25 protein-coding genes and 1 pseudogene are annotated in these 24569 nt (G+C 64.6%); 19 read left to right on the plus strand and 7 right to left on the minus strand.

The genetic code is table 11. The annotated features are described in order from the left end of the window. The 3 genes from WAO18_RS02090 to WAO18_RS02100 form a co-directional block, all read right to left on the minus strand. Positions 1 to 609 (minus strand): MlaE family ABC transporter permease (locus tag WAO18_RS02090; protein WP_422203501.1); only part of this gene is annotated, 609 nt, incomplete at its 3' end. 19 nt (positions 610 to 628) lie between these two features. Next, complete coding sequence (locus WAO18_RS02095) at positions 629 to 1438, minus strand: MlaE family ABC transporter permease (protein WP_422203466.1); 810 nt, start codon at positions 1436 to 1438, stop codon at positions 629 to 631. A gap of 161 nt (positions 1439 to 1599) precedes the next feature. After that, entirely contained in the window at positions 1600 to 2805 is a 1206-nt protein-coding gene (locus tag WAO18_RS02100) for a CaiB/BaiF CoA transferase family protein (protein WP_422203467.1), read from the minus strand. 312 nt (positions 2806 to 3117) lie between these two features. On the opposite strand from WAO18_RS02100, the gene WAO18_RS02105 reads away from it, so the two are divergent. The 5 genes from WAO18_RS02105 (at position 3118) to WAO18_RS02125 (ending at position 6810) form a co-directional block, all read left to right on the plus strand. Beyond that, positions 3118 to 3819: an SDR family NAD(P)-dependent oxidoreductase gene (locus WAO18_RS02105; protein WP_422203469.1), complete on the plus strand. Its 702-nt coding sequence runs from the start codon at positions 3118 to 3120 to the stop codon at positions 3817 to 3819. Positions 3820 to 3860: 41 nt separating this feature from the next. After that, positions 3861 to 4733 carry a mycofactocin-coupled SDR family oxidoreductase gene (locus WAO18_RS02110; protein WP_422203471.1) on the plus strand — a complete coding sequence of 291 codons (873 nt, stop codon included), beginning with the start codon at positions 3861 to 3863 and terminating at the stop codon, positions 4731 to 4733. 9 nt (positions 4734 to 4742) lie between these two features. Beyond that, the gene (locus WAO18_RS02115) at positions 4743 to 4943 is read left to right on the plus strand and encodes a ferredoxin (RefSeq protein ID WP_422203472.1); all 201 of its coding nucleotides are present in this window, start codon (positions 4743 to 4745) and stop codon (positions 4941 to 4943) included. Further along, positions 4940 to 6292: a cytochrome P450 gene (locus WAO18_RS02120; RefSeq protein WP_422203474.1), complete on the plus strand. Its 1353-nt coding sequence runs from the start codon at positions 4940 to 4942 to the stop codon at positions 6290 to 6292. Before WAO18_RS02115 ends, WAO18_RS02120 begins: the two co-directional genes overlap by 4 nt. 116 nt (positions 6293 to 6408) lie before the next feature. Further along, positions 6409 to 6810, plus strand: a complete 402-nt coding sequence (locus WAO18_RS02125; RefSeq protein WP_422203503.1) for a hypothetical protein — start codon at positions 6409 to 6411, stop codon at positions 6808 to 6810. A gap of 4 nt (positions 6811 to 6814) precedes the next feature. On the opposite strand, the gene WAO18_RS02130 is transcribed toward WAO18_RS02125, so the two are convergent. Then, a complete protein-coding gene (locus WAO18_RS02130; protein ID WP_422203476.1) occupies positions 6815 to 7993 on the minus strand; it encodes an acyl-CoA dehydrogenase family protein in 1179 nt (392 codons plus the stop codon). Continuing rightward, the gene (locus tag WAO18_RS02135) at positions 7977 to 8987 is read right to left on the minus strand and encodes an acyl-CoA dehydrogenase family protein (RefSeq protein WP_422203477.1); all 1011 of its coding nucleotides are present in this window, start codon (positions 8985 to 8987) and stop codon (positions 7977 to 7979) included. The genes WAO18_RS02130 and WAO18_RS02135 overlap by 17 nt, the downstream gene beginning before the upstream one ends. 87 nt (positions 8988 to 9074) lie before the next feature. Between WAO18_RS02135 and WAO18_RS02140 the strand changes: the two genes are divergently transcribed. From WAO18_RS02140 to WAO18_RS02160, 5 genes are all read left to right on the plus strand, one after another. Continuing rightward, complete coding sequence (locus tag WAO18_RS02140; protein ID WP_422203479.1) at positions 9075 to 9968, plus strand: NAD(P)-dependent oxidoreductase; 894 nt, start codon at positions 9075 to 9077, stop codon at positions 9966 to 9968. A gap of 183 nt (positions 9969 to 10151) precedes the next feature. Next, entirely contained in the window at positions 10152 to 11243 is a 1092-nt protein-coding gene (locus WAO18_RS02145) for an amidohydrolase family protein (protein WP_422203481.1), read from the plus strand. Positions 11244 to 11282: 39 nt separating this feature from the next. Then, the gene (locus tag WAO18_RS02150; RefSeq protein ID WP_422203482.1) at positions 11283 to 12428 is read left to right on the plus strand and encodes an amidohydrolase family protein; all 1146 of its coding nucleotides are present in this window, start codon (positions 11283 to 11285) and stop codon (positions 12426 to 12428) included. Position 12429: 1 nt separating this feature from the next. Further along, positions 12430 to 12831 carry a Rieske (2Fe-2S) protein gene (locus tag WAO18_RS02155; protein ID WP_422203484.1) on the plus strand — a complete coding sequence of 134 codons (402 nt, stop codon included), beginning with the start codon at positions 12430 to 12432 and terminating at the stop codon, positions 12829 to 12831. A gap of 15 nt (positions 12832 to 12846) precedes the next feature. Further along, positions 12847 to 13713, plus strand: a complete 867-nt coding sequence (locus WAO18_RS02160) for an alpha/beta fold hydrolase (protein WP_422203486.1) — start codon at positions 12847 to 12849, stop codon at positions 13711 to 13713. Between the two features lie 4 nt (positions 13714 to 13717). On the opposite strand, the gene WAO18_RS02165 is transcribed toward WAO18_RS02160, so the two are convergent. Beyond that, complete coding sequence (locus tag WAO18_RS02165) at positions 13718 to 14191, minus strand: hypothetical protein (RefSeq protein ID WP_422203487.1); 474 nt, start codon at positions 14189 to 14191, stop codon at positions 13718 to 13720. A 36-nt stretch (positions 14192 to 14227) separates the two neighbouring features. Here WAO18_RS02165 and WAO18_RS02170 point away from each other — a divergent pair, with 36 nt between their 5' ends. The 9 genes from WAO18_RS02170 (at position 14228) to WAO18_RS02210 (ending at position 23255) form a co-directional block, all read left to right on the plus strand. After that, positions 14228 to 15535 (plus strand): NADH-ubiquinone oxidoreductase-F iron-sulfur binding region domain-containing protein, encoded by a 1308-nt coding sequence (locus WAO18_RS02170; RefSeq protein ID WP_422203489.1) that lies wholly within the window; start codon positions 14228 to 14230, stop codon positions 15533 to 15535. Beyond that, a complete protein-coding gene (locus tag WAO18_RS02175; RefSeq protein ID WP_422203491.1) occupies positions 15532 to 15828 on the plus strand; it encodes a ferredoxin in 297 nt (98 codons plus the stop codon). The genes WAO18_RS02170 and WAO18_RS02175 overlap by 4 nt, the downstream gene beginning before the upstream one ends. Next, positions 15825 to 17471: a thiolase C-terminal domain-containing protein gene (locus WAO18_RS02180; RefSeq protein WP_422203492.1), complete on the plus strand. Its 1647-nt coding sequence runs from the start codon at positions 15825 to 15827 to the stop codon at positions 17469 to 17471. Before WAO18_RS02175 ends, WAO18_RS02180 begins: the two co-directional genes overlap by 4 nt. Then, the gene (locus WAO18_RS02185) at positions 17468 to 18355 is read left to right on the plus strand and encodes an alpha/beta hydrolase (protein ID WP_422203494.1); all 888 of its coding nucleotides are present in this window, start codon (positions 17468 to 17470) and stop codon (positions 18353 to 18355) included. Before WAO18_RS02180 ends, WAO18_RS02185 begins: the two co-directional genes overlap by 4 nt. After that, entirely contained in the window at positions 18355 to 19173 is an 819-nt protein-coding gene (locus WAO18_RS02190; protein ID WP_422203496.1) for an NAD(P)-dependent oxidoreductase, read from the plus strand. The genes WAO18_RS02185 and WAO18_RS02190 overlap by 1 nt, the downstream gene beginning before the upstream one ends. Then, positions 19170 to 19973, plus strand: coding sequence for an NAD(P)-dependent oxidoreductase (locus WAO18_RS02195; RefSeq protein WP_422203497.1), 804 nt, complete (start codon positions 19170 to 19172; stop codon positions 19971 to 19973). Before WAO18_RS02190 ends, WAO18_RS02195 begins: the two co-directional genes overlap by 4 nt. A 100-nt stretch (positions 19974 to 20073) precedes the next feature. Then, positions 20074 to 21279: a cytochrome P450 gene (locus tag WAO18_RS02200; RefSeq protein WP_422203498.1), complete on the plus strand. Its 1206-nt coding sequence runs from the start codon at positions 20074 to 20076 to the stop codon at positions 21277 to 21279. A gap of 9 nt (positions 21280 to 21288) precedes the next feature. Next, complete coding sequence (locus WAO18_RS02205) at positions 21289 to 21489, plus strand: ferredoxin (RefSeq protein ID WP_422203500.1); 201 nt, start codon at positions 21289 to 21291, stop codon at positions 21487 to 21489. A gap of 332 nt (positions 21490 to 21821) precedes the next feature. After that, on the plus strand, positions 21822 to 23255 hold the full coding sequence (locus tag WAO18_RS02210; protein WP_422203505.1) for an HNH endonuclease signature motif containing protein: 1434 nt from the start codon (positions 21822 to 21824) through the stop codon (positions 23253 to 23255). 15 nt (positions 23256 to 23270) lie between these two features. Here the strand turns inward: WAO18_RS02210 and WAO18_RS02215 are convergent. Then, positions 23271 to 24569: pseudogene (locus WAO18_RS02215) on the minus strand (adenylate/guanylate cyclase domain-containing protein); the annotation flags it as partial.

Here is a 24569-nt window from a genome sequence, read left to right on the forward strand (position 1 = left end):
GTACAGGCCACCCGACTGGCCGAACAACACCACGGTGGTGAATTGGCTTGCCAGGAAAGACAGTATGACGGCAATGCTGTACAGCGGGGTGATCGCCAGCATGCCGGCCACGATCCTGGTGCTGACGAGATACGAGATCGGCCGGATCGCCATCGCTTCCAATGCATCGATTTCTTCGCTGATCCGCATGGCGCCCAATTGCGCAGTCACCCCGGCGCCGAAGGTGGCCGCCAAACCGATTCCCGCCACCACCGGCGCCGCGATACGGACGTTGATGAAGGCCGCCAAGAACCCGGTGAGCGCCTCGATGCCGATATTGCCCAGCGAGCTGTAGCCCTGCACCGCGAGCGTGCCACCGGCGGCCAGCGTCAAGAACCCGACGATGACGACGGTTCCCCCGATCATCGCCAATGTTCCTGCGCCCATGCTGATTTCGGCGACAAGACGGATGATCTCTCGCCGGTAGCGGGTAACCGCGAAGGGTATCCCGGCCAACGCCTTCCCGTAGAACACTGTGTGGTCGCCAACCGAGGCGAGAGTACCCACGGGCCTGCGCCACACCCCGAATGCCCGAAACGCCCGCGGATACGTGGCCCTCAGTGTCTTCACCGTCACGGCATCTCCCCCATCACTTCGTCGTGAATCGGATGCCGATCGCCGTAACGACCACATTGACAACGAATAGCGCCATGAACGCGTAGACAACGGTCTCGTTAACGGCGTTGCCAACCGCCTTGGCGCCCCCGCCAGAGACCGTCAGTCCTCGATAACACGCCACCAAGCCGGCAATGATGCCGAACAGTGATGCCTTGACGCACGAAATGATCACCTCGGGCACCCCGGTCAGCAAGGTGATCCCTGCGGCGAATGCGCCGGGGTTGACGTCTTGCACGAAGACCGAGAACACGTAGCCGCCAACGATTCCGATGATGACGACCAGACTGTTGAGCAATAGCGCGACCAGCCCAGCGGCGAGCATCCGGGGCGTCACCAGACGCTGGACCGGGTTGATGCCCAGCACCTCCATCGCGTCGATCTCTTCACGGATGGTTCGTGAGCCGAGGTCCGCACACATCGCCGTCGCGCCGGCGCCGGCCACGATCAACACCGTCACCAACGGGCCGACCTGGGTGACCGCGCCGAAAGCCGCACCGGCGCCGCTGAGGTCCGCAGCACCCAATTCCCGCAACAGAATGTTGAGAATGAAGCTGATCAAGACGGTGAACGGAATGGCCACCAGAAAGGTTGGAGCCAAGGCAACGCGCGCGATAAACCAGGACTGTTCCAAGAACTCTCGACCCTGAAACGGTCTGCGGAACGCGAACTTGATTGCGTCGGCGCCCATCGCGAACAGGCCACCGACGGCTTGCATGGCACCGGAGAGACCGTTCGGCATGCTGATCCCGGTGGACCAGCGCTCCGCCCCCTTAGTCGCCATCGGTCTCTACCGTTCCCACGCCAGTTCCTCCGTCTCGTACGCCTGAGTTGGCGCACCCGAGCAATACGGGCCGGGCGGACCCCACTTTTGGAAGCGTCCGGCGATTATGACCCATGCCGTGTGCGGCGGGAGTGAAAATTGACAACCGAGAGACCTCCGAATTAAGTGACGGCACCGATAGTTTTGAGCTCGATGATGCGGTCCCAGTCCAATCCGAGCTCCAACAAGATCTCGTCGGTCTGCTCGGCGAAGCCCGGGGCAGGTCCCGACACGGGTGCGGCAACATCGAACTGAACCGGGTTGGCTACCAGCTCGAGTTCGCCTGCCTGCACTACATATTCGTTAGCCCGGATCTGAGCGTCGCCGGCCGCCTGCAGGGTGTCCTGCACCGGCGCCCACGGGCCGGCCAGAGTGGCGAAGCGTTCGCTCCACTCCGCGAGGCTGCGGGTACCAATCGCTTTAGTGAGGATTTGCACGGCTTCAGCGGTGTTGGCGGCGATCTTCTCGTCAGTGTCGAAGCGCGGGTCGTCTGCCAGTTCGGGTTGGTCGATGTGCCGGCACACGTCGGCCCAGAACTTGCCGGCCTGCATCATCACGAAGGAGATGTAGCGGCCATCGGATGTGGCGTACAGGCCGACAAGTGGATTGATCGGAGACCCGTGCACCCCGGGCGGGAAGGCCTCCATGCGCTGGTTGAGGTGCACGGTCAGCGCGACGGTATGTCCCAGCGACCACAGTCCGCTGCCCAGCAGTGACACGTCGACGATCGAGGGTTCGCCGGTGCGCTCACGCTTGAGCAACGCCGCCGCGATGCCGCCGGCCAGGTTGGTTCCGGAGATGGTGTCGCCGTAGGCGGGCCCGGGCGGCCCGACCATGCCTTCGGTTCCCGGCGGCGTGATGGTGGCGGCGGTTCCGGCCCGACACCAGAACGCGGTCATGTCGTAGCCGCCTTTTTCCGATTCCGCGCCGCGCGGGCCCAGGGCACTGCCGCGGGCGTAAATGATCTTCGGGTTGACCGCGCGGATGTCGTCTACGTCGATGCCGAACTTCCTACGGTGTCCGGGCAGGAAGCTGGTCAGGAACACATCCGACCGGCGGGAAAGCTCGTAGAGCAGCTCCTTGCCTTCAGGCACCGACATATCCAGTCCGACGCTGCGCTTGCACCGGTTGGCGTGCTCGATGTTCGGGTTGGGGTCACCCTCGACCCGCAACAAGCCGGTCTGCCGCAGGCCACGCTGCGGGTCGCCGGTCACCGCGTGCTCGACCTTGACCACGTCGGCACCCCATTCGGCGAGCACCGCGCCCGCCGACGGGACGAACCCGTACATCGCGACCTCCAGGACGCGGATACCCTCCAGCGGCCTCATCCGGCCACCCCCAGCATGGGGCTGTCACCCACGGTGGTGGTGGCCTGCAGTGGCATTCGCTCTCCTCGACACCTGGATAATTCCATTCTCATCCCGGGCGAATCTTACATTCCGACAACGAGAATTCAACCAAACGGGAGAAACGAGACTGCCATCCTCGTAGTCGATTGGGGTGCTCGCTATTCACAGCATCAGCCCAGGCTAGCTGTGGTTTTTGAGCCGTCTTGCGAGGGGCCATAACGTGAGAGTAGGGTTCTCATATTCGGAAGGGAGATTCTTTGTGGTGGACACGGTCCCCGGCCCGGTGACACCGTGAGAACGGCTGTCGTCACCGGCGGCGGCTCCGGAATCGGCTTGGCCGTCGCGGAGCGGCTCCGCAAAGATGGCTACCGGGTCGCAACCGTCGACCTCAAACCGCCCGAGACGGAGCTGGCTTTCACCGCCGACGTCACCGACCGCGCGCAGATCGACGCCGCACTGTCGAGCATCCGCGAGCAGGCCGGTCCGGTCACCGTCCTGGTCAACGCCGCCGGGCTCGATGGGTTCAAGCGCTTCGCCCAGATCGAATTCGCGGATTGGCAGCGGTTGATCGACGTCAACCTCAACGGCGTCTTCCACATGATCCAGGCGGTGCTGCCGGACATGGTGGAGGCGGGATGGGGACGCATCGTCAACATCTCCTCATCCAGCACCCACTCCGGAGCTGCCTTTATGTCGCACTACGTCGCGGCCAAATCGGCCGTCAACGGGCTGACCAAATCGCTGGCTCTGGAGTACGGGCCAAGCGGCATCACGGTCAACGCGGTGCCGCCGGGTTTCATCGACACCCCGATGTTGCGCAGTGCCGAGCAACGCGGCAACCTCGGCGACATCGAAAAGACCATCGCCGCAACACCGGTACGCCGGATGGGCAGGCCCGACGACATCGCGGCAGCCTGCGCTTTCCTGGTGTCCGAGGATGCCGGCTACATCACCGGCCAGATCCTGGGCGTCAATGGTGGCCGAAACACCTAGCCGTCATCCGGATTTCGGATAGAGAGTCAAAAGGAGAGTTCGTGGGAGAGACGCAGGGCCGGGTAGCCGGGAAGGTCGCCTTTGTGACGGGCGCGGCGCGCGGCCAGGGCCGTTGCCACGCTGTGCGGCTGGCCGAGGAAGGCGCGGACATCATCGCCGTCGACGTCTGCCGCGACATCGACACCATCGGGTACCCGATGGCCACATCCGAAGACCTCGACGAGACCGCGCGGCTGATCGAAAAGACCAATCAGCGAGTGGTGATCGCGCACGCCGACGTGCGGGAAGCCGCCGAGCTGCGAACCGCGCTGGACAGCGGTCTTGCCGAGTTCGGCAAGCTCGACGTCGTGGTGACCGCGGCCGGCGTGGCCGGTATGAAGGGCCAGCCCCCGTTGCAGGCCTGGTGCGACGTAATCAACACCAACCTGATCGGGACGGTCAACGCCATTCAGGTTGCGCTGCCTCATCTTCGGGAAGGCGCGTCGATCATCGCCACGGGATCCACCGCCGCGCTGATGGACACCGCGAAGAAAGACAACCCCGGCAAGGATCCGGGCGGGATGGCCTACGTGCACTCCAAGCGCGCGTTGTCCAGCTACGTTCACGATCTGGCCACCGAGCTTGCGGCCTTCGGCATTCGGGCCAACGTCGTGCATCCGACCAACACCAACACCCCGATGCTGCAGAGCGAACCGATGTACCGTTCGTTCCGGCCAGATCTCGAGAATCCCACTCGCGCTGACGCCGAGCCGGTTTTCGGTGTGCAGCAGGCGATGAAAATTCCGTTCGTCGAACCGGAGGACATCAGCAATGCAGTGTTGTGGCTGGCTTCCGATGAGGCCAGGTATGTGACAGGTATGCAGCTGCGCGTCGATGCCGGCGGATACCTGAAGTGGTACGACTACCGCACGTAAGGGAAAGTTGTGAAAGTTCGCGTTGATTCAGATCGCTGCCAGGGGCACACGCTGTGCTCGATGATCGCGCCGGAGTCCTTTGAGCTCGACGACATCGAAGGCCACGCGTCGGCCGTCTCGGAAGACGTTGCCGCAGAACACGAAGACGCCGTCCGGGAAGCCGCGCATTCCTGCCCGGAGCAGGCCATTCTCGTCACGGAGACCTCATGAGCGTCGACGACGACATCGACCGGAAGAAGAACCGCTACCACTTCGACCGGCACACCCCGGAGTACCGAACCCAGTTCGAGAAGATCACCGAGGAGATCCACGCCAAGTGCCCGGTCGCCTGGAGCGACACCTACGAAGGTCACTGGGTCGCCGGCGGTAGCCAGGCAGTGTTCGAGCTGGCCCGTTGCCCGGTTGTCTCGAACGATCACGACATTAACGGTGAACGCCAAGGCTACAAAGGCATTTCGATCCCCACGGCCAAGCGGGCGAGCGGAGTACGCGGCGGCATTTTGGAGATGGATGAGCCTGAGCATCGCATCTATCGCACCGTGCTCAACCCTTTCCTATCGCCGGCGGCGGTCAAGCGCTGGGTGCCGTTCGTTAACGAGGTGACTCGTGCCTGCCTTGACGAGAGGATCGAAGAAGGCTGCATCGATTTCGTCGACGATCTGGCCAACGTCGTGCCAGCGGTGCTGACGCTGGCGATGCTGGGCATCCCGCTGAAGAAATGGTCGATGTACAGCGAGCCCACGCATGCCGCGTTGTATACACCCGAGCACTCCCCAGACCTTGAGCGCGTCAACGCCATGCACCGGCAGATGGGACTCGATCTGCTGAACAACATGATCGAGATCAAGGAAAAACCGCGACCGGGCATCGTCAACGCGCTGATCCAGCTGCGGATCGACGATGAGCCTGCTCCTGACCTCGAGATCTTGGGCAACCTCGGCCTGGTCATCGGCGGCTTCGACACCACCACCGCATTGACCGCGCATTCGCTGGAGTGGCTGTCGCAGCATCCCGACGAGCGCGAGCGACTCAGCCGCGAGCGTGAAACCCTGCTGGACTCCGCCACCGAAGAATTTCTGCGTTACTACACGCCGGCTCCCGGTGATGGACGCACCTTCTCCGACGACGTCGAACTCGAAGGGACGCAGTTCAGAGAGGGCGAGCGGCTGTGGATTTCCTGGGCGATGGCCAACCGCGATCCGTCGGTCTTCCACGACCCGAATAAGATCATCATGGATCGTAAGGGCAACCGGCACTTCAGCTTTGGACTGGGCGTCCACCGCTGTGTCGGCTCCAACGTGGCGCGGACGGTGTTCAAGTCGATGCTCACCGCGGTGCTCGACCGGATGCCGGACTACGTATGCGACCCGGAAGGCACCGTGCACTACGAGACGATCGGCGTCATCCAGGGGATGCGAAACCTGCCGGCCACCTTCACCCCGGGCAAGCGACTTGGCGCGGGACTGGACGAGACGTTGGAGAAGCTCCAGCGGATCTGCGACGAGCAGGAACTGGCCCTACCGATCACCGAACGCAAGGAAGCCGCCGTCATCGACTGAACTCGGCAATAACGAGCAGCGCGGTGGCGGAGCGGCATATATTCAGCCGATCCTGGTCTCGAGGAAACGAGCGGAAGGGGCAGGACGTGAAGTCGTTGACGCTGAGCATTCCGTTGATGGCAGCCTCCTTGGTAATGGCTCCGGTAGCCCACGCCCACATGACGTACGGCAACTACCGAGTGGAATCACCACGCGACCCGGGTCACTCGTGGCTGTGGGCGCTTCGGCCATGCGAGCCTGGGCACCCTGATGACTGCCTCCAGGACCAGGCCCAGCCGAGGCCCAACGGCCAAGCAACGCCCTGGTACTCCGTTGCACATCTGGCGAACGGGCAGTACACGATGAGCGTCGATGTGCCCGACGGGGTGCGCTGCACGGTGTACTTCCTCCCGTCGCACGACACCTACACGTGGGATGCGGTGACGCTGACCGGTTCGGTGACCTCGACCTTTGACTCCGGTTGCGGTGGCGCGCCGGGCGGCACCAACAGTTGGCCGTTCGGCCTCGTCCGGGAATGAATCTTCAGCGGGCGGGCAGTCCCAGGACGCGCTGGGCGATGATGTTGCGCTGGATCTCCGATGTGCCGCCGGCAATCGTGCCGGAGAAACTACGGGCGTAGCGCTCGAACCAGCTGCCAAAGTAGTGGTCGAGGTTCATCGGCTCGTACGGTCCGGTCAGCACCGGGTGCAGTAAGCCGTCGGATCCCGCTGCGGACAAAGCATTTTCGCACGCCTGACGCTCTGCTTCCGAGCCGAGCAGCTTGAGCACCGACAGCGCGGGCACATCTTCTTCGCCGCGCGCCGCCCGAGCCAGCGCCACCGACCCGAGCAGGCGAAGCGCCTGACGATCCATGACGGCGGTGGCGTAATGGTCGCGCTCGAGGGCATTTGTCGGGTTGAAGTCGGTGATGACGTTGTCGAGCCGGTCGGCGAATCCAAGCCACATCATCGTGCGCTCGTGGCCAAGCGAACCGTTGGCCACCCGCCAGCCCCCGTTGAGCGGCCCGACCAGGTTCTCCGTCGGCACCTTGGCATCCTCGAAGAACACTTCGTTGAAGTCGAGGTTGTCCTGCCCGCAGATGTCCGGGAACGGCCGCCGCGTCACGCCGGGCGTATCGGTGGGAATCAGCAGCACGCTGATTCCCTTGTGCTTCGGCGCATCTGGATCGGTGCGGACGAATGTCAGCAGCACATCGGCATCATGGGCGCCCGACGTCCACACCTTCTGGCCGTTGACCACGAAGTGGTCGCCGTCACGTGCCGCTTTCGTGCGCAGCGATGCCAGGTCCGAACCGGCGCTGGGCTCGCTCATCCCGAGCGACGCGGTGATCTCGGCGCGCAGGATGGGGACCGCCCAGCGCTGCTTCTGCTCGTCGCTGCCGAATGAAATAAGCGACGCCGCAATGATATTCACACCCTGCGGGTTGAAGCTGTGATAGATCCGCCGCTTGCAGAGCTCCTCCAGATACACGTACTGCTGCAAAACCGTGGCATTGCGACCGCCGAACTCCGGCGGCTGAGTGGGCAGCAGCCACCCGTTGTCGAACAGCAGGCGCTGCCAGCGACGGGCCCAATCCGGCATGTGCGACACCGATTTCGGCCGTTCCAGCGCTTCGGCCGCTGCCGAATCCACGTGTTCGTCCAGGAACGCGACGAACTCCTCGCGGAATGCTTCGACGTCTGGATCAAAGGTGAGCTGCACGGTACTCCTCGGTGACCCTGGCCCGATGTTCAGCGGTTCCGCCGAGCATCAACTCGCCTGCTTTGGCCCGCTTCAACGCGAATTGCAGGTCGTTCTCCCACGTGAAGCCCATCGCGCCGAACAGCTGCAGGCCATGCCGGAACACCAGCGACTGGCATTCGCCCGCACCGGCTTTCGCCATCGCGGCGGCCAACGGGCGGCGCGGATCGTTGCCGGCAATAGTCAGCGCCGAGTAGTACGCCAGCGCTCGTGCCCGCTCCACCGCGACGTGCATATCGGCCGCCTTGTGCTGCACGGCCTGGAACGATCCGATCGGCACCCCGAACTGGTGGCGGCTGCGCACGTGGTCGAGCACCAGGTCCAGAATGCGTTGGCACGCACCGACCATCGTCATCGCCATGCCCATCAGGGCGACGTGATGGGCGCGCTCGGTGTCCACTCTGACGCGGGCGGCATCGGGCACCCGCAGTCCGCTGAACGTCAGGTCGGCGACGTGCAGGACGGGGTCCAGCACGGCGCTGCGCCGCCTGGACAACTGCTGTCCCGCTTTCTCCGCGTTGACAATGAACACCGCGGCATCGGTCACCACCGCCAACCACTCGGCGCGATCTCCGTCCAGCACGTGCCGCGCGGTGCCGTCCAGCACCCATTCCTCGCCGTCACGGTGAGCGGTTATTCCGCTGTAGACGGCGGTGCCGGATGCCTGCGGGTCAAACCGGTCCAACGCCAGCGGGGCAAATTGTGTCATCGTCGCCAGGAACGGGGTGGGATCAGTGGCGCGTCCCAATTCTTCGAGCACGATGGCCAACTCGACCGCGGTCTCGGGATCGTTCATCTCGGTCCAGCCGTGCTCCACGTAGGACTTCCAAACCGGGGCCGGGTTGACCCCGTCCTCGGCGACTCCTCGGACCAGCGCCGGCGGGCACTGTTTGCCGACGGCGTCGCGCACGGTTTCCTGCCAGAGCCGCTGATCGGCGTCGAATTCCAGCAGCATCCGGGCCAACTCCTTAGATAGTCAACGTGCTGTGAGAATACTATTCTCTTAATAGCACAGTGACAATCTCGCAGGAGATGGGTGGCGATGACGGACATCGGGTTCATCGGTCTGGGCCACATGGGCTTTCCGATGGCGCAACGGCTGATCGAGGCAGGACATCACGTCACCGCGTTCGACACCCGCAGCGAAGCGCTGGACAAACTGGCCGCCCTCGGCGCCCGGCCGGCGTCGTCGCCGAAGGACGTCGCTGACCGCGCCGAAACCGTCATGGCGAGCCTTCCCTCGCCGCAGGCCGCGATTGACGTGGCCGCCGGTGTGGTGGGGGGCAGCCGAGTGCGCCGATACGTCGACCTGTCGACGATCGGCAGCTCCACCGCGGTCCAGATCCACGGCGTCCTCGCCGAATGCAATATCGTCGCGATCGACAGCCCGGTGAGCGGCGGTGTCGCCGGAGCCGAAAATGGGACACTCGCGATGATGGTGTCGGGGCCGAGTTCGGAGTTCGACACACTGCGGCCGGTACTTGAGTCGTTGGGCAGGCCGATGCACGTCGGCGAGAAGCCCGGCTCGGCGCAGACGATGAAGCTCGTCAACAACATCCTGGCGGCCACCGTTTTGGTCGCAACATCGGAAGTTGTTGTGATGGGCGCTAAGTCGGGTCTGGACCCGGCCGTGATGATCGACGTACTCAACAGCGGCTCGGGGGCGACGAGCGCCAGCCGCGACAAGTTCCCGCGGGCGATCCTGCCGCGCACATTCGACTACGGCTTCGCCACCGGGCTGATGGTCAAGGACGTTCGGCTTTATCTGAACGAAGCCAAAGCGCTCGGCGTACCGGTCGAGATTGCCGAAGCCGTCGCGCGAGTGTGGGAAGCCACGCTGAACGACGAGGGCGCCGACTCGGATTTCACGTCGGCGATCAAACCGATCGAACGAGCCGCCGGCGTCACTGTCGGCACCTCCGAAATGCGAGAATGATATTATCGCTCAAGCAGAACAGCACTACGCCGGTAGGCACTGATTGTGGCCGCTAGCAGGTCCGATGAATAATCGAAATGCTTACGGGAAACCCGTTGATTAGCGGTGAACGGGGATGTTAGTTTAGCTAGCAGACTGCTCACGGCCTCGACGCAGTCAGCCGATTCGCGAAGGGTGGTTTAGGTGATCGAGCACCCGGACGGGACGCGCACGCCGCTGATCGATGCCAGCGTCCACATCTTCTTCTCGTCCAACAAAGAACTGCGCTCGGTTTTGCGCGAACCGTTCAAGAGTCGCGGCTTCCCCGACTACGAGATGGATTGGTACGGCGCTCCGGGCGGGGAGTACGCGCCCAAATCTCGTGGGCCGGAACGTCAGTACCCGGGCTCCGATCCGGAATTCGTTGGCAATGAGCTCTTTTCCAATCGCGGCGTCGACGTTGCGATTCTGCATCCGATGGCGCGCGGCATTATGCCGGACCGGCATCTGGGCAGCGCGCTGCACGCGGCTCACAACGAGATGATGGTGTCGAAGTGGCTGGAGCACAGCCAGTTCGGCGATCGATTCCGCGGCACCATCCGGATCAACCCCGACGACATCGCGGGTGCACTGAAAGAAATCGAGAAGTGGCGCGCGCATCCGCGCGTGGTGCAGATCGGCGTTCCGCTGCAGTCCCGGGAGGTCTACGGCAAGCCCCAGTTCTGGCCGCTGTGGGAGGCCGCCGAGGACGCGGGACTCCCAGTCGCCGCGCACATCGAGGTCGGCTCCGGAATTGCCAATCCGCCCACCCCGTCCGGCAACACCCTCACCTACGAGCAGTACGTCAGCTTCATGGCGCTGAACTACCTGTATCACCAGATGAACATGATCGCCGAGGGCGTATTCGAACGATTCCCCGGCCTGAAGTTCGTCTGGGGCGACGGCGCCGCGGATTTCATCACCCCCTTCATGTGGCGGATGGACACCTTCGGCCGCCCGCACCTCGAGCAGACGCCGTGGGCGCCCAAGATCCCGAGCGACTACCTGCCGGGACACATCTACTTCGTCCAAGGCAGCCTCGACGGACCCGGCGACACCGACTTCGCCGGTGAATGGTTCGGCTTCACCGGCAAGGACGACATGGTGATGTTCGGCTCGAGCTATCCGCACTGGCAGTGCGGTGACATCAACAAACTGCCCAAGGCACTGTCCGCAGCGCAGCGGGAGAAGCTGTGCTGGCGCAACGCGGCCAACCTGTACGGGATCGACATTTCGGTCGACCTCGCGGCCGGCTAGTCGCAGAATAGAAAGAACAGGGAGAGCGAGGAGATCGAGATGACGCTGACCCATTCACGAGAGCGTGTTCCGGCCGCCGAACGCATCGCAGTCCGGTGTGTCGATTCAGATGTCCATCCGACGCCCAAACGCGGCGAGATCATCCCGTACATCCCCGAGCCGTGGCGCAGCAAGTACTTTCTGAGTCGCAATGTGGGCGAGCAGATCTACTACGACGCCCCCGACTACGCGCATGCCTACGCGATGCGCACCGACTCGTTCCCGCCAAACGGCGAGTTCCCCGGCAGCGACCCGGACATGGCATTCCGTCAGCTGATCATGGAAGCCGGTTCCGACATCGGCATTCTCGAGCCCGCCGCGTATCCGGCGCGCATCCCCGAGGCTCAGCATGCGATGTCGGTCGCCCTGAACGACTGGCAGGCCAATCACTGGCTGGACAGCCACAACAACTGGCACGAGCGGTGGCGCGGTTCGATTTGCGCCGCCATCGAGGACCCGGAAGCCAGTGTGCGCGAGATCGAGCGTTGGGCCGGTCACCCCTTCATGGCACAGATCCTGATCAAGGCCGAGCCGCGGCCGTCATGGGGGAACCCGAAATACGATCCCATCTGGGCCGCGGCGAGCAAGCACGACATCACCGTGAGCTGCCACCTGTCACGCAGCCAGTTCGACGAGCTGCCGGCCCCACCGGTGGGCTATCCCAGTTATAACCACGACTTCATGGTCACCTACTCGCTGCTGGCCGCCAACCAGGTGATGAGCCTGATCTTCGACGGAACCTTCGACCGCTTCCCGACGCTGCGGATCGTCTTCGTCGAGCACGCATTCAGCTGGATCCTGCCGCTGATGTGGCGAATGGACGCCATCTACGATGCGCGCAAGTCGTGGGTCGACATCAAGCGCAAGCCATCGGAGTACGTCAAGGACCACATCAAATTCACCACGCAGCCGCTCGATTACCCCGAGGACAAGACCGAGCTGACCCGCGCGCTGGAGTGGATGGAGTGCGAGAAGATCTTGCTCTTCTCCTCGGACTACCCGCACTGGACCTTCGATGACCCGCGCTGGCTGGTCAAGCACCTGCCCAAGCACGCCCGCGAAGCGGTGATGTACAAGAACGGCATTGCGACGTACCACCTTCCGGAGACGGTTCCCGTCCTCGAGGGTCAAGTCCGGGTGCTCTGAGTTGCCGGAAGACATCGCCGAGCGGCCTCAGTCCCGCTTGGCCCAGGGCCGCGAGCACGTTGTCGCCACAGTTGACGAGATCCCTTCGGGCAAGCACAAACTGGTCCCGATTGGGCGGCACGGCGTCGGCGTATACAACGTCAACGGGACCTTCTACGCGATCGCGAATTACTGCCCACACCAAGGCGGTCCGCTATGCTCGGGCCGCACCCGAGGACGCACAATCGTGGACGAGACCGCGCCCGGCGATGCGGTCATGGTGCGGGACAGGGAATACATCTACTGCCCTTGGCACCAATGGGGTTTCGAGCTGGCGACCGGCACGACCACGGTCAAGCCGGAATGGAGCATCCGGACCTACCCGGTGCGGGTCGTCGGCGACGACGTCCTGGTGCAGGCCTGACCAACAGGAGAATCTGTGTCTTCTATCGAGGTGAACGGTGGCAACGTCGTCTACGAAATCCTCGGTGAATCAGGCGATCTCATCGCCCTGACGCCGGGCGGCCGGTTCAGCAAGGAGATTCCGGGCTTACGTCCACTGGCTGAGGCGCTGGCTGCCGGCGGGTACCGGGTTTTGCTGTGGGACCGGCCCAATTGCGGCGCTTCCGATGTGCAGTTCTACGGGCAAAGCGAATCGCACATGCGTGCCGAGACCTTGCACAAGCTCGTGACCGAGCTGGGCTTCAGGCGGTGCATTCTGGCCGGCGGCTCCGGTGGCGCAAGGGATTCCATGCTGACCACGATGCTTTATCCGGAGCTTGTCGAGAAGCTGGTGGTGTGGAACATCGTCGGCGGGATCTACGGCAGCTTCGTGCTCGGGTCCTTCTACATCATCCCGAGCATCCTCGCGGTGCGAGGTACCGGGATGGACGGTGTCACCAAGGTGACCGAATGGCGCGAGCGCATCGACGAGAATCCGGCCAACAAAAAGCGGTTCCTCGACTTCGATCAAGACGAGTTCCTCAAGTTGATGCTGCGTTGGCTGAACGCCTTCGTTTCCAAGCCGGGGCAGACAATTCCGGGTGTCGAAGACGAGATGTTCGATCGAATTCAGGTGCCCACCTTGATCATTCGTGGTGGCGAGAATGACATGGATCACCCCAAACGGACGTCGCTGGAAGTCAGCTGCTTGATCAAGGGATCCAAGCTGATCGACCCGCCCTGGCCCGAAGATGCGTGGGAGCGCGCGTCCGAAGCACGCGCCGCGGGCAAGGTGAAGCACTTCAACATGTTCGACACCTGGGTGCAGGCGGCACCGGCGATCCTGGAGTTCCTGGGGCGCTGATGCTTTACACCGTGCGAATGTGGACTTCGCAGTTCAGCGACGCCTCCAACGCAGTGTGGATCCGGCTCTCCGGGATGCGCTCGATGTCGGCTTCGCGGAGCGTCACCTCGACGATGTCGAAGCCGTCATTGCCGGGCGTCCGGACGACTTCGCCGGTGAGGCCGAAACCGGACAGAACGCCGTGCGCGTCGTCATCGGTTCCCCTGCTGACGAAGGTGACTACGCCCAGAACCGGAGTGGTCGCAAAGGCTTTCGCGCACAGGTCAATCGCTGCTCGTTGGGCGGCGTCGACGTCGTCGCAGGTGATCAACAGCTCGACCTCGCGGCGACCGGCAGGCATTGCGCCGAGATCCTTGACCAGGACATCGCCACCCACGTGGCCGACACGCTCGAGGAGCACGGCCATGCCCTCTGTCAGTTGTAGCGGCGCCAGCGTGTTGTCTGGGTCGACATTGACGCGCACGACTGCGGTTCGCATGTGCGCAAGCCTAACTGTGACGTCGGGAGCCAGCTGATGGAGACCAGCGCCGCACCGGCGGTCACGATCGGCTCCTTTCCCGGCTTCACGCCGCGACTGCTGAGCCAGCAAGGTGGTCCGGATCGCGAAGACCTCGCTGCATACCGGGGGCTCGGCGGCTACCAGCCACTCGCCGATGCCGGCGAACTTCTGCGAGACGTCGAGTCGAGTGGGCTGCTCGGTCGCGGCGGGGCCGGCTTCCCGCTCGCGGTGAAGGTGCGCGCGGTGCGCGACAACGGGAGCGCCGCCGGCGGCGCCGTCGTGGTGGCCAACGGTGAAGAGGGTGAACCGGCTTCGATCAAGGATCGGTGGTTGCTGCGGCATCGGCCGCACCTGATTCTCGACGGGCTGCGGCTTGCCGCGGCGATGGTGGCCGCCGACCGCAGTTACGTTTATGTATCCGATCCGGAGTCCGCGCGCAGTGTGGAAGCCGCGTTGGCAGAGCTTGGACCGAGTGCCTTCGACGGCATTGCCGTTGCGGTGCGCAGCGTCGAGCCGGGGTACGTCGCCGGCGAGGAAACGGCCGCGGTGCGTGTGCTCAACGGCGGTCCGGCCAAGCCGACCGACAAGCCGCCGCGGCCGTTCCAGGAGGGTGTCGGCGGGCTCCCCACGCTGGTGAGCAACGTGGAAACCCTGGCTAGCCTGCCGTATCTGCAGGGCCACAGTTCGGCCGAGTTTCGCTCATTGGGCACGCCGCAATCGCCAGGCAGCTTCCTGGTGACGGTCACCGGCGCCGGCCGCGGGCCGGGGCTGTACGAAATCCCCCACGGTTTGCCATTCACCGAACTGCTTGCTCTGCATGGTGTTTCGCCCGATCAAGTACAGGGTGTGCTGATGGGCGGGTACTTCGCCGGCTTGCTGGGCCGCTCGGTGCTCGACGCCACGATGGACCACGAGTCCTTGCGCGCCCTCGGTAGCGGCCTGGGCAACGGTGCGGTATCGGTGATCACCGACGACTGCCCGCTTGCCGTGGCCGCGTCGGTGCTGGCCTACTTCGACCGCGAGAACGCCGGCCAATGCGGCTCCTGCTTCAACGGCACCGCGGCGATGGCCGCAGTGGCCGGAGCGTTGCGCGATGGCGCGGCGACCAACGAGGATCTGGCCCGGTTGCGCCGTTGGTCGGTGGTTCTTCGCGGCCGCGGGGCGTGCCAGACGCTGGACGCCGCGACCAACATCGCCGCGAGCCTGTTGGAGAAGTTCCCCGATGTCGTCCAGAGTCATCTCGACAATGGTTGCCAGACATGCCAACTCGGCACGTTCAAGGCCGACCGTCCCTACCAGGTGGAGGCGGTGAGCCAGGTTTGAGAATCCGTCTGGACCGCACGATATGCGACGGTTTCGGCCTGTGCGCCAAACACGCGCCGGACTACTTCTCGCTCGACGACTGGGGATACGCGTCGCTGGAAGGCAACGGCGAAGTCGCAGAAGGTGATCGCAACGCGGTGATGCGAGCGCTGCTGGATTGCCCGGTACATGCGATCTCCGAATGGGGCGAGCACCGCGAGGCGGCGCCGCATGACCGGTCGATCGGTGCTGACGATCCCTCCGAGACTCTCAAAACCGAAGCGAACGAAGCCGAGTGGGGGTTCACCCGTTGACCGGACGTCCGCTGCCGTTGATCACGACGGACAACGAGTTCTTCTGGACCTCGGGTGCCGACGGAAAGCTGCGTCTGCAGGAGTGCGGCGACTGCACCGCACTCATCCATCCGCCCGCCCCGGTGTGCCGCTACTGCCGCTCGCACAACCTGGGCGTGCGGGCGCTCTCGGGCCGTGCCACCGTGGCCGGATTCACCGTCAACCATCGTTTCAGCCTGCCCGGCCTACCCGCCCCGTACGTCGTCGCGCAGGTCGCCATCGCTGAAGATCCGCGAGTGCGGCTGACTACCAACATCATCGAATGCGACCCCGAGCAACTCGAATTGGGCCAGCAGGTGGAGGTCGTGTTCGAGCACGACGAGGATGTCTGGCTGCCGCTGTTCCGTCTGGTCGACGACGCCGCACCCGCTCCCCTACCGATCGACGAGATCGCACCGGAGCGGTTCGGCGAGTTCGTCCGGCCGATGCTGACGCGAGAGAAATTCGAAGACAAGGTCGCGCTCACCGGAATCGGCATGTCGGAAATCGGCCGCCGGTTGATGGTGCCACCGCTGTCGCTGACCATCGCGGCCTGCGAGGCGGCGGTCGCCGACGCCGGCCTGACTCTCGACGACATCGACGGCCTGTCAACTTATCCCGGCGGCGGCAATCTCGGTGGCTTCGGCGAAGGTGGCGTCACCGCACTGGAAGCGGCGCTTGGCATCCGGCCGACATGGCACAACGGTGGGATCGAAACCTTCGGCCCCGGCGGCTCGGTGATCGCCGCGATGCTCGCCATCGCCGGCGGGCTGGCCCGTCACGTGCTGTGCTTTCGGACGTTGTGGGAAGCCACCTTCAACGAGCAGATGAAGCAGGGCAAGATCGTCCCGTCCGGTGGCCGCCGCGCCGACTGGCTGCTGCCGTTCGGTGCCACGTCGGCGGCACACACGTTGGCGCAGAACGCACAACGCCACTTCCACCGCTACGGCACCACCAAGGAGACGCTCGGCTGGATCGCGTTGAACCAGCGCGCCAATGCCGAGCTGAACCCGACGGCGGTGTACCGATCGCCGATGACGATGGACGACTATCTGCACGCGCGGCCAATCACCACACCGTTCGGGCTCTACGACTGCGACGTACCCTGCGATGGCGCCATCGCGGTCATCATCTCGGCCGTCGACGCGGCCCAGGACACTGCCAAGCCGCCGGTGTACGTCGACGCTGTCGGCACGCAGATCATCGAGCGGATCGATTGGGACCAAAGCACATTGACCCATGAGCCTCAGGTGCTGGGTCAAGCCGCGCATCTGTGGTCACGCACCTCGCTGAAGCCGGCGGACGTCGACGTCGCCGAGCTCTACGACGGATTCACGATGAACTGCTTGTCCTGGATTGAAGCGCTGGGATTCTGCGGCATCGGCGAGGCGCGAGACTTCCTGGACGGCGGCAAGAACATCGCCCGCGACGGCCAACTGCCGCTGAACACACACGGTGGTCAGCTGTCGCACGGCCGCACCCATGGCATGGGTCTGCTGCACGAGGCGATCACCCAATTGCGCGGCGAGGCCGGCGAACGGCAGGTGGCCGATGCCCGCGTTGGAGTGGTCAGCAGCGGCGGCCTGACGCCGAGCGGCGTGCTGCTGCTGCGAGCCGACCGATGACCGCACCACAGCCCAGGCTCGTCATCGTTGATGGTGTACCGATGTCGGCGTTGGTCGCCGAGGCGCCGGATCCGCGAGCGGTGATCGTAGCCATTCACGGCGGAGGCACCACCGCAATGTATTTCGACTGCCCGGGCCATCCCGAGTCGTCGCTGCTGCGGACCGGCGCGGCACACGGGTACACCGTGGTGGCACTCGACCGGCCCGGCTATGGCAGCTCCGCGCCCTACCCCGAGGCGGTGGCCCACCCCGAACAACGGATTGCGTTAGCTTACGGGGCGGTAGATCGTGTGCTCGGCGAAAAGCCGCGCGGCGCCGGCCTTTTCCTGATGGCCCACTCCGGCGGATGCGAACTCGCGTTGCGGATGGCTGCCGAAGGGCAGCGCACCGATCTGATCGGCATGGAGCTGGCGGGCACCGGGCGGCACTACCATCCTGCGGCGCGGGAGATCCTGAAAGCAGCCACCCGGGACCACCGCCCGGCCGGACTGCGCGAACTGCTTTGGCATCCGACCGAGCTGTATCCGCCCGAAGTACTCAGCGGTGCAACGGTTTACCCGGGTGCCCCACCTTATGAGGACAAGATGGTGTCCAACTGGGCCCGCCAAGACTTTCCGGCACTCGCGCCCGCCGTGCGTGTTCCGGTGCAGTTCAGTGTCGCGGAGCACGAAAAGGTCTGGCAGGCAGATCCACCGGCGCAGGCCGAGATCGAGTCGATGTTCTCCGGCACAACACGATTCCAGATCAATGAACAAGCTGCGGCCGGCCACAACATCAGCCTCGGCCACACGGCCGGCGCCTACCATTCGGCGGTGCTCGCGTTCGCGGACGAATGCGTGAACACTCACCGGCCGGATGAACAAGCTGATTTGGAGGCCGGCTGATGCGCGTCGGGTTCATTGGTCTGGGCAGCCAGGGCGGCCCAATGGCGAAACGCATCATCGAAGCCGGGTTCGCGACGTCGCTGTGGGCCCGCCGGCCGGCCTCGCTCGAGCCGTTCGCCGACACCCCCGCCAAAGTTGCCGGATCGCCGGCCGAACTCGCAGCCGACAGCGATCTGGTCTGTCTGTGCGTGGTGAGTGACACCGACGTCGACGAGATCACCGGCGGCGAAGACGGAGTGCTGGCCGGACTCAAATCGGGCGGCGTGATCGCGGTGCACAGTACCGTACATCCCAAGACCTGCCATGATCTCGCGGAAAAGGCTGCTGCGCACGGTATCTCGGTGATCGACGCGCCGGTGAGCGGCGGTGCGCCCGCCGTCGCGGAGGGCCGTCTGCTGGTGATGGTCGGTGGTGACGCCGACGTCGTCGCACGTTGTCGGCCGGTATTCGCAAGCTACGCCGACCCGATCGTGCACCTGGGCGATCTAGGCTCCGGGCAGACCACCAAACTGTTGAACAACCTGCTGTTCACCGCCAACCTGGGGACGGCGGCCACCACGCTGGCGCTCGGCGAGGCGCTCGGCGTCTCGCCCGAACGCCTCACCGAAGTCATCTCCCGGGGCAGCGGGAACAGCTTCGCGCTCAACGCTCTTGGCGGTGACACCGCCGCTTTGGAGCGGCTGGCCGGCATGGCGGGCGCACTGCTGCAAAAGGACGTTCGCTTGCTCGCTGACGTCGCGGACGCCGTGACCGCTGCCGGCGGGGTTGTGCTGGACGCCGCCGACGGCACGCTGTCCCTCATGGAACACCCACGGTGAGAATCGGATTCGTCGGCGCTGGACGGATGGGCCGTCCCATGGTGGCCCGTCTGGTCGCGGCCGGTCACGACGTCCGGGCTCTGGGACGCTCCGACGAGAAACGTCGTGCCATAGCCGAATTGGGCGCTGAACCGGTCGGCGAAGTTGCCGCGGTATGCGCGGCCGCGAACGCGGTGGTGGTCTGCGTGTTCACCGATGAGCAGGTCCGCCAGATCTGTCTGACCGACGATCTGATCGCGGCGATGCCGTCCGGCTCGGCCCTGGTGCTGCACACCACCGGGAGCCCCCGCACCGTCAAGGCTGTCGCCGAGCGCGCAGCATCACGCGATGTCATTGTGGTGGACGCGCCGGTCAGCGGTGGTCCGCACAACGCCGCCTCCGGTGAGCTCACACTGTTCGTCGGTGGCACCGACGAGGCGGTGGCCCACGTCCGCCCGGTACTGAGCTGCTACGGAGACCCGATCTTGCATGTCGGCCCATTGGGATCCGGCCAGAAAGTGAAGTTGGTCAACAACGCGCTTTTCGCGGCCCAAATCGGGTTGCTCTCCAATTCCGTCGAACTCGCGGGGCGGCTCGGAATCGACGAATCCGCACTGCTGGCCGCTCTTCGGCACGGCAGTGCGGCCAGCCGGGTGGTGGACATCGTCGCAGCGGGCGGATCGGTGGCGTCGTTCATCGAAACCGCAGGCGAATTCGTCGGCAAAGACATCGCGGTGGTCAGGAGTATCGCCGCTGAACTGGGGAGCGACCTCGGCACGCTCGACGAGGTCATCGACGCCGCAATTCCGGGGCGCAGATGAGGGCTTTCCGGCACGCGACGAACCGTCTACCGTTAGCGTTACAGTCGGGCATTCCGTCGTAACGGTGTACGCCGCTCACGGGGCGTTTGAGGAGGGTGCAATGACCAAGCCGAAGGTCGTGTTCGATCCGTTCTCGGCGGAGTACTTCACCAACCCGTTCGACATCTATCGACGAATGCGTGAGGACGCACCGCTGTATTACGACGAGAAAGAGGACTTTTACGCGCTGACTCGCCACGAAGACGTGGCCGGAGCGCTCAAGGACTTCGAGACCTTCTCCTCAAGCCGCGGTTGCGACCTGGCGATGGTGCGCAAGGGCATAACCCCCGAGCAGAGGTCGATCATCTTCATGGATCCGCCGGACCACCGCCACATGCGCAGCCTGCTCAACAAGGCCTTCACCCCGCGGGCAATTCAATCGCAAACCGAAACCGTCCACGATGTCATCGACAAGTACCTGGGCGCGGTCGATCCCGAGCGGTTCGACGTCGTGCAGGACTTCTCCGGCCCATTCCCGGTCGAAGTCATCACCACGATGGCCGGCGTGCCCGAGGAATACCGCCAGCAGCTGCGGCACTGGATCGACACCAGCTTGAGCCGGGAGCCGGGCCAAATCGAAGTCAGCGAAGCCGGCATGCAGGCCAACATCGACACGGCGATGTACTACTACAGCTTGGTGGGGGAACGTCGGGAGAACCCGCAGGACGATATGATCAGTCGGCTGATCGCCGCCGAGATTCCACGCGACGACGGCACGTCGCGTCGCCTCGACGACATCGAAATCTGCGGCTTCGCCACGCTGCTCGGCGGCGCGGGAGCAGAGACGGTCACCAAGTTGATCGGCAGCGCGGCGGTGCTCTTCGCCCGCCACCCTGATCAATGGGAGAAGCTGAAAGAAGACCGCAGCAAGGTTCCGGGCGCCATCGAAGAGTTATTGCGCTACGAGGGCCCGGTGCAATACAACGTCCGCTGGACCTTGAAAGAGGCACAGGTCAGCGGCGGCACGATTCCCGCCGGTAAGCCGGTGTTCGTCATGAACGCCGCCGCCAACCGGGACCCCGATGCCTTCACCGATGCCGACACGTTCGACATCGAGCGCGATCAAACCGAGGCACAGCACCTCGGCCTGGGGTACGGAATTCACAGCTGCCTCGGCGCAGCGCTGGCCCGAATGGAAAGCAGGATCGCCCTGGAGAAGTTGCTCGACTTCATGCCCCGCTACGAATTGCAATGGGATGGCTGCAAGCGGGTCACCATGCAGAATGTCGCGGGCTGGCTGAACGTCCCGGTGAAGGTCTTGCGATGAGGTGGCTGAGTGACAAAAAAGATTGAAGTCGACTGGGGTCTGTGCGAAAGCAACGGAGTCTGCATGGGCGTCATCCCGGAGGTCTTTCAGCTCGAGGATGACGACACGCTGACCGTGCTGCAGGACGAAGTCACGCCTGAGAACGAGGAACTGGTACTCGAGGCGGTTCGGCAATGCCCGCGCCAGGCGATCTCGATCAGCGAATCGTAGACGGCCCGAGAGTTAGGTCGGCATAGGCGATTTCACCTGGTCTTCGCGCGATGTACATGCGCGTTGACGCGCGATCGCTAAGTCGTCGCCGCTGCGGCCCGGCCCACCACAAAGACGGCTACGCGGGCCGCGGGCACCGTCGCCTTGGACTGGACCTTGCCGATCGCGGTGCTGATTACGGCACTACTGCTGGTGCTGGTGGCGTCCTATCGGCAGGTGATTGCTGTACATCCAGACGGTGGCGGGTCGTACGCAGTTACCGCCACCGGCGCGCAATCATCGCCTCGGTGTCGATGCGAATCGACTGAGATTTCCTGTCAGACTCGCCTGTCATAATCGAGCCTATGTTCGAATCAACGATCCGGCAGCTCCGCGAGGCGGCGCGGGCAGAGAACCGAGCCGCGGGACAGCGGTTGGCGGTGATCGGTGAGTTGGACCTGTTGTGGCTGAGACGTTTTGGTGAACGCGAGACCTGGGGCACCGACACCCATGACGCGATCGCCGCCGAGATAGTGGCAGCGCTCGGCATCACGCGCGGCTTGGCGGAGAGCTACCTGGACTACGCACGGGCGATGCGGTTGCGGCTGCCGCGTGTGGGCGCGCTGCTGGTGGCTGGCGATATCGATTACCGCACGTTTCAGACGATCGTCTACCGCACCGACTTGATCACCGACACGCGGGTGCTGGCCGCCGTGGACGCCGAACTGGCACTCAAGGTTGCCCGGTGGATGGGCATCACCCAGGGTCGGCTTGGCGGACAGGTCGACCGGATCGTGACCCGGGCCGATCAAGATGCAGTGCGCCGTCGCCGGGAGCGCCGCGGCGATCGCGAAGTCTCGTTCTGGGGCAATGCCGATGGGTTGACCGAGATGTTCGGACGCCTGATTACTACCGACGCCCACGCCATCGATGCCCGCCTCGATGCGTTGGCCGCCACCGTGTGTGTCGACGACCCGCGCACCCGCAACCAGCGCCGCGCCGATGCCCTGGGCGCGCTGGCCGTGGGAGCGGATCAGCTGGGTTGTCGCTGCGGTCAAGGAGATTGCGCCGCCGCGGCATCGCCCGCACCCTCGCCCGTAATAGTCCATGTCATCGCCAACGAGGCGACGCTTGACGGTACGGGGCACATGCCAGGCTCGATGATCGGCAGCGACGCGCTCGTTCCCGCCGAGTTGATCGCTGAGTTGGCGCGGTCAGCCAAGTTACGGCCCCTGACCCACCCCGCCGACTTGCCACCGGAATCCGGCTACACCCCCTCGCGGACGCTGACCGACTTCGTCCGCTGCCGAGACCTGACCTGCCGATTCCCCGGCTGCGACCAACCCGCTACGCGATGCGACATCGACCACACCGTCCCCTACGCCGACGGCGGGCCCACCCACGCGTCCAACCTCAAAGCCCTGTGCCGCCACCATCACCTTCTCAAAACGTTCTGGGGCTGGCGCGACCAACAACTCCCCGACGGCAGCGTCATCTGGACATCCCCCAACGGGCAGACCTACATCACCACCCCCGGCAGCGCCTTTCTATTCCCGAGTTTGTGTGCCCCCACCGGTGCCCTCGACCCCGTTCCGCGCCGGCCGCACCGCACCGGCGACACCGCGATGATGCCGAAGCGCCGACGCACACGCGCACAGAACCGCGCCCGTTACGTCGCCGACGAACGTCGACACAACAACCAAGCCCGCACGACCCGCCGCTCCGAATCGATGAGCCACCTCGGGCCAGCCCCACCGAGCGACAGCGACGACCCGCCGCCCTTCTGAGGCGTCGCAACGCTTTTAGACAGAGGTGACGGCAGACAGCCGCCACTCACCGGGCACGCCCTTCAATTGGTGCGCGCCGCGATCCTCGAACTCCAGTCCTGACCCGATCACCAGATCGCGCAGCGTGCTGGACACCAGCACGTCGTTCGGTCCTGCCAACGCGCTCACCCGCGCACCGATGTGCACGCCGATTCCGCCGATGTTGTCGCCGCGGACCTCGCACTCGCCGGTGTGCAACCCGGCCCGCACCTGGATGCCCAAGGCCTGCACTGCGTCACGAATTGCCATGGCGCAGCGGATCGCTCGCTGCGGGCCGTCGAACATCGCCAGGAAGCTGTCGCCTGACGTGTTCACCTCGCGGCCCCGAAACCGGGCCAGCTGCGACCGCACCACGGCGTCATGAGCATCAAGCAGTGCATGCCAGTCGCGGTCGCCCATCTCGGCTGCGCGCCGCGTCGAGTCCACGATGTCGGTGAACAGCACCGTAGCCAGAACCTGATCATCGGCCACCTCAGCCCGCTTACCGGTGAGGAACTCTGCAACATGCTGGAAGGACTCGCGCCACGGTTCCACGAAGTGGAACACGTTGCGCCCTGCCACTTCAACGTATTTCGCGCCCGGTATGTGATCGGTGATGTACTTGCCCTGTTAGGGCGGGATGATCGGGTCGTTGGTGTGCTGGACGACGAGGGTGGGCACGCGGATTGTGGGAAGGAGTGCCCCTACGTCCGTTTGCGACACCGGCCACATCAGTGCGACGGTCCCTGGGCTCGCCGCGAGGCGTTCGAATCGGGCCCACGTTGCCCGGATTTCCTCATTCCACGGCATGTCCGGGTTGATGAAGCGCTCCCACTGCCCGGTCCCCCACACGGCGACCATGGCGGCAACGAGTTCCTCACGTGTGTGTCCGTCGTCGCGTTGGGCGAACGGATCCCCGGCGAAGCTCTCAAGTGCGACCAATGCGGTTGTGCGGGACGGATGTGTTGCCGCGAACAGCGTCGCAGTCGAGAACGCGCCACCGATCGCGACGAGAACCGCTTCGCTACTCCCCAGATCGTCCAACACGGCGGTGATGCTGTCGGCCCACTGCTCCAACGTCGGCAACGCGCCTGGCGTGACAGGATCGGACGCTCCGGTACCCGGCTGGTCAAAGAGGATGAACCGGCCGAGCGATGTCATCGCGTCGACCCACCCTTGAATGGATGGCAGCTCCGGGCCCACCTCGCAGTTTGTCAACCAGTTCGGGACGAACACGATGTCACGAGCGCCAGGGGGTGACGGGCGATACGCCACGCGCAAATCCCCGTTCATCGC

This window comes from Mycobacterium sp., assembly GCF_049278535.1.
In the GTDB taxonomy this organism is placed as follows: Bacteria; Actinomycetota; Actinomycetes; order Mycobacteriales; family Mycobacteriaceae; genus Mycobacterium.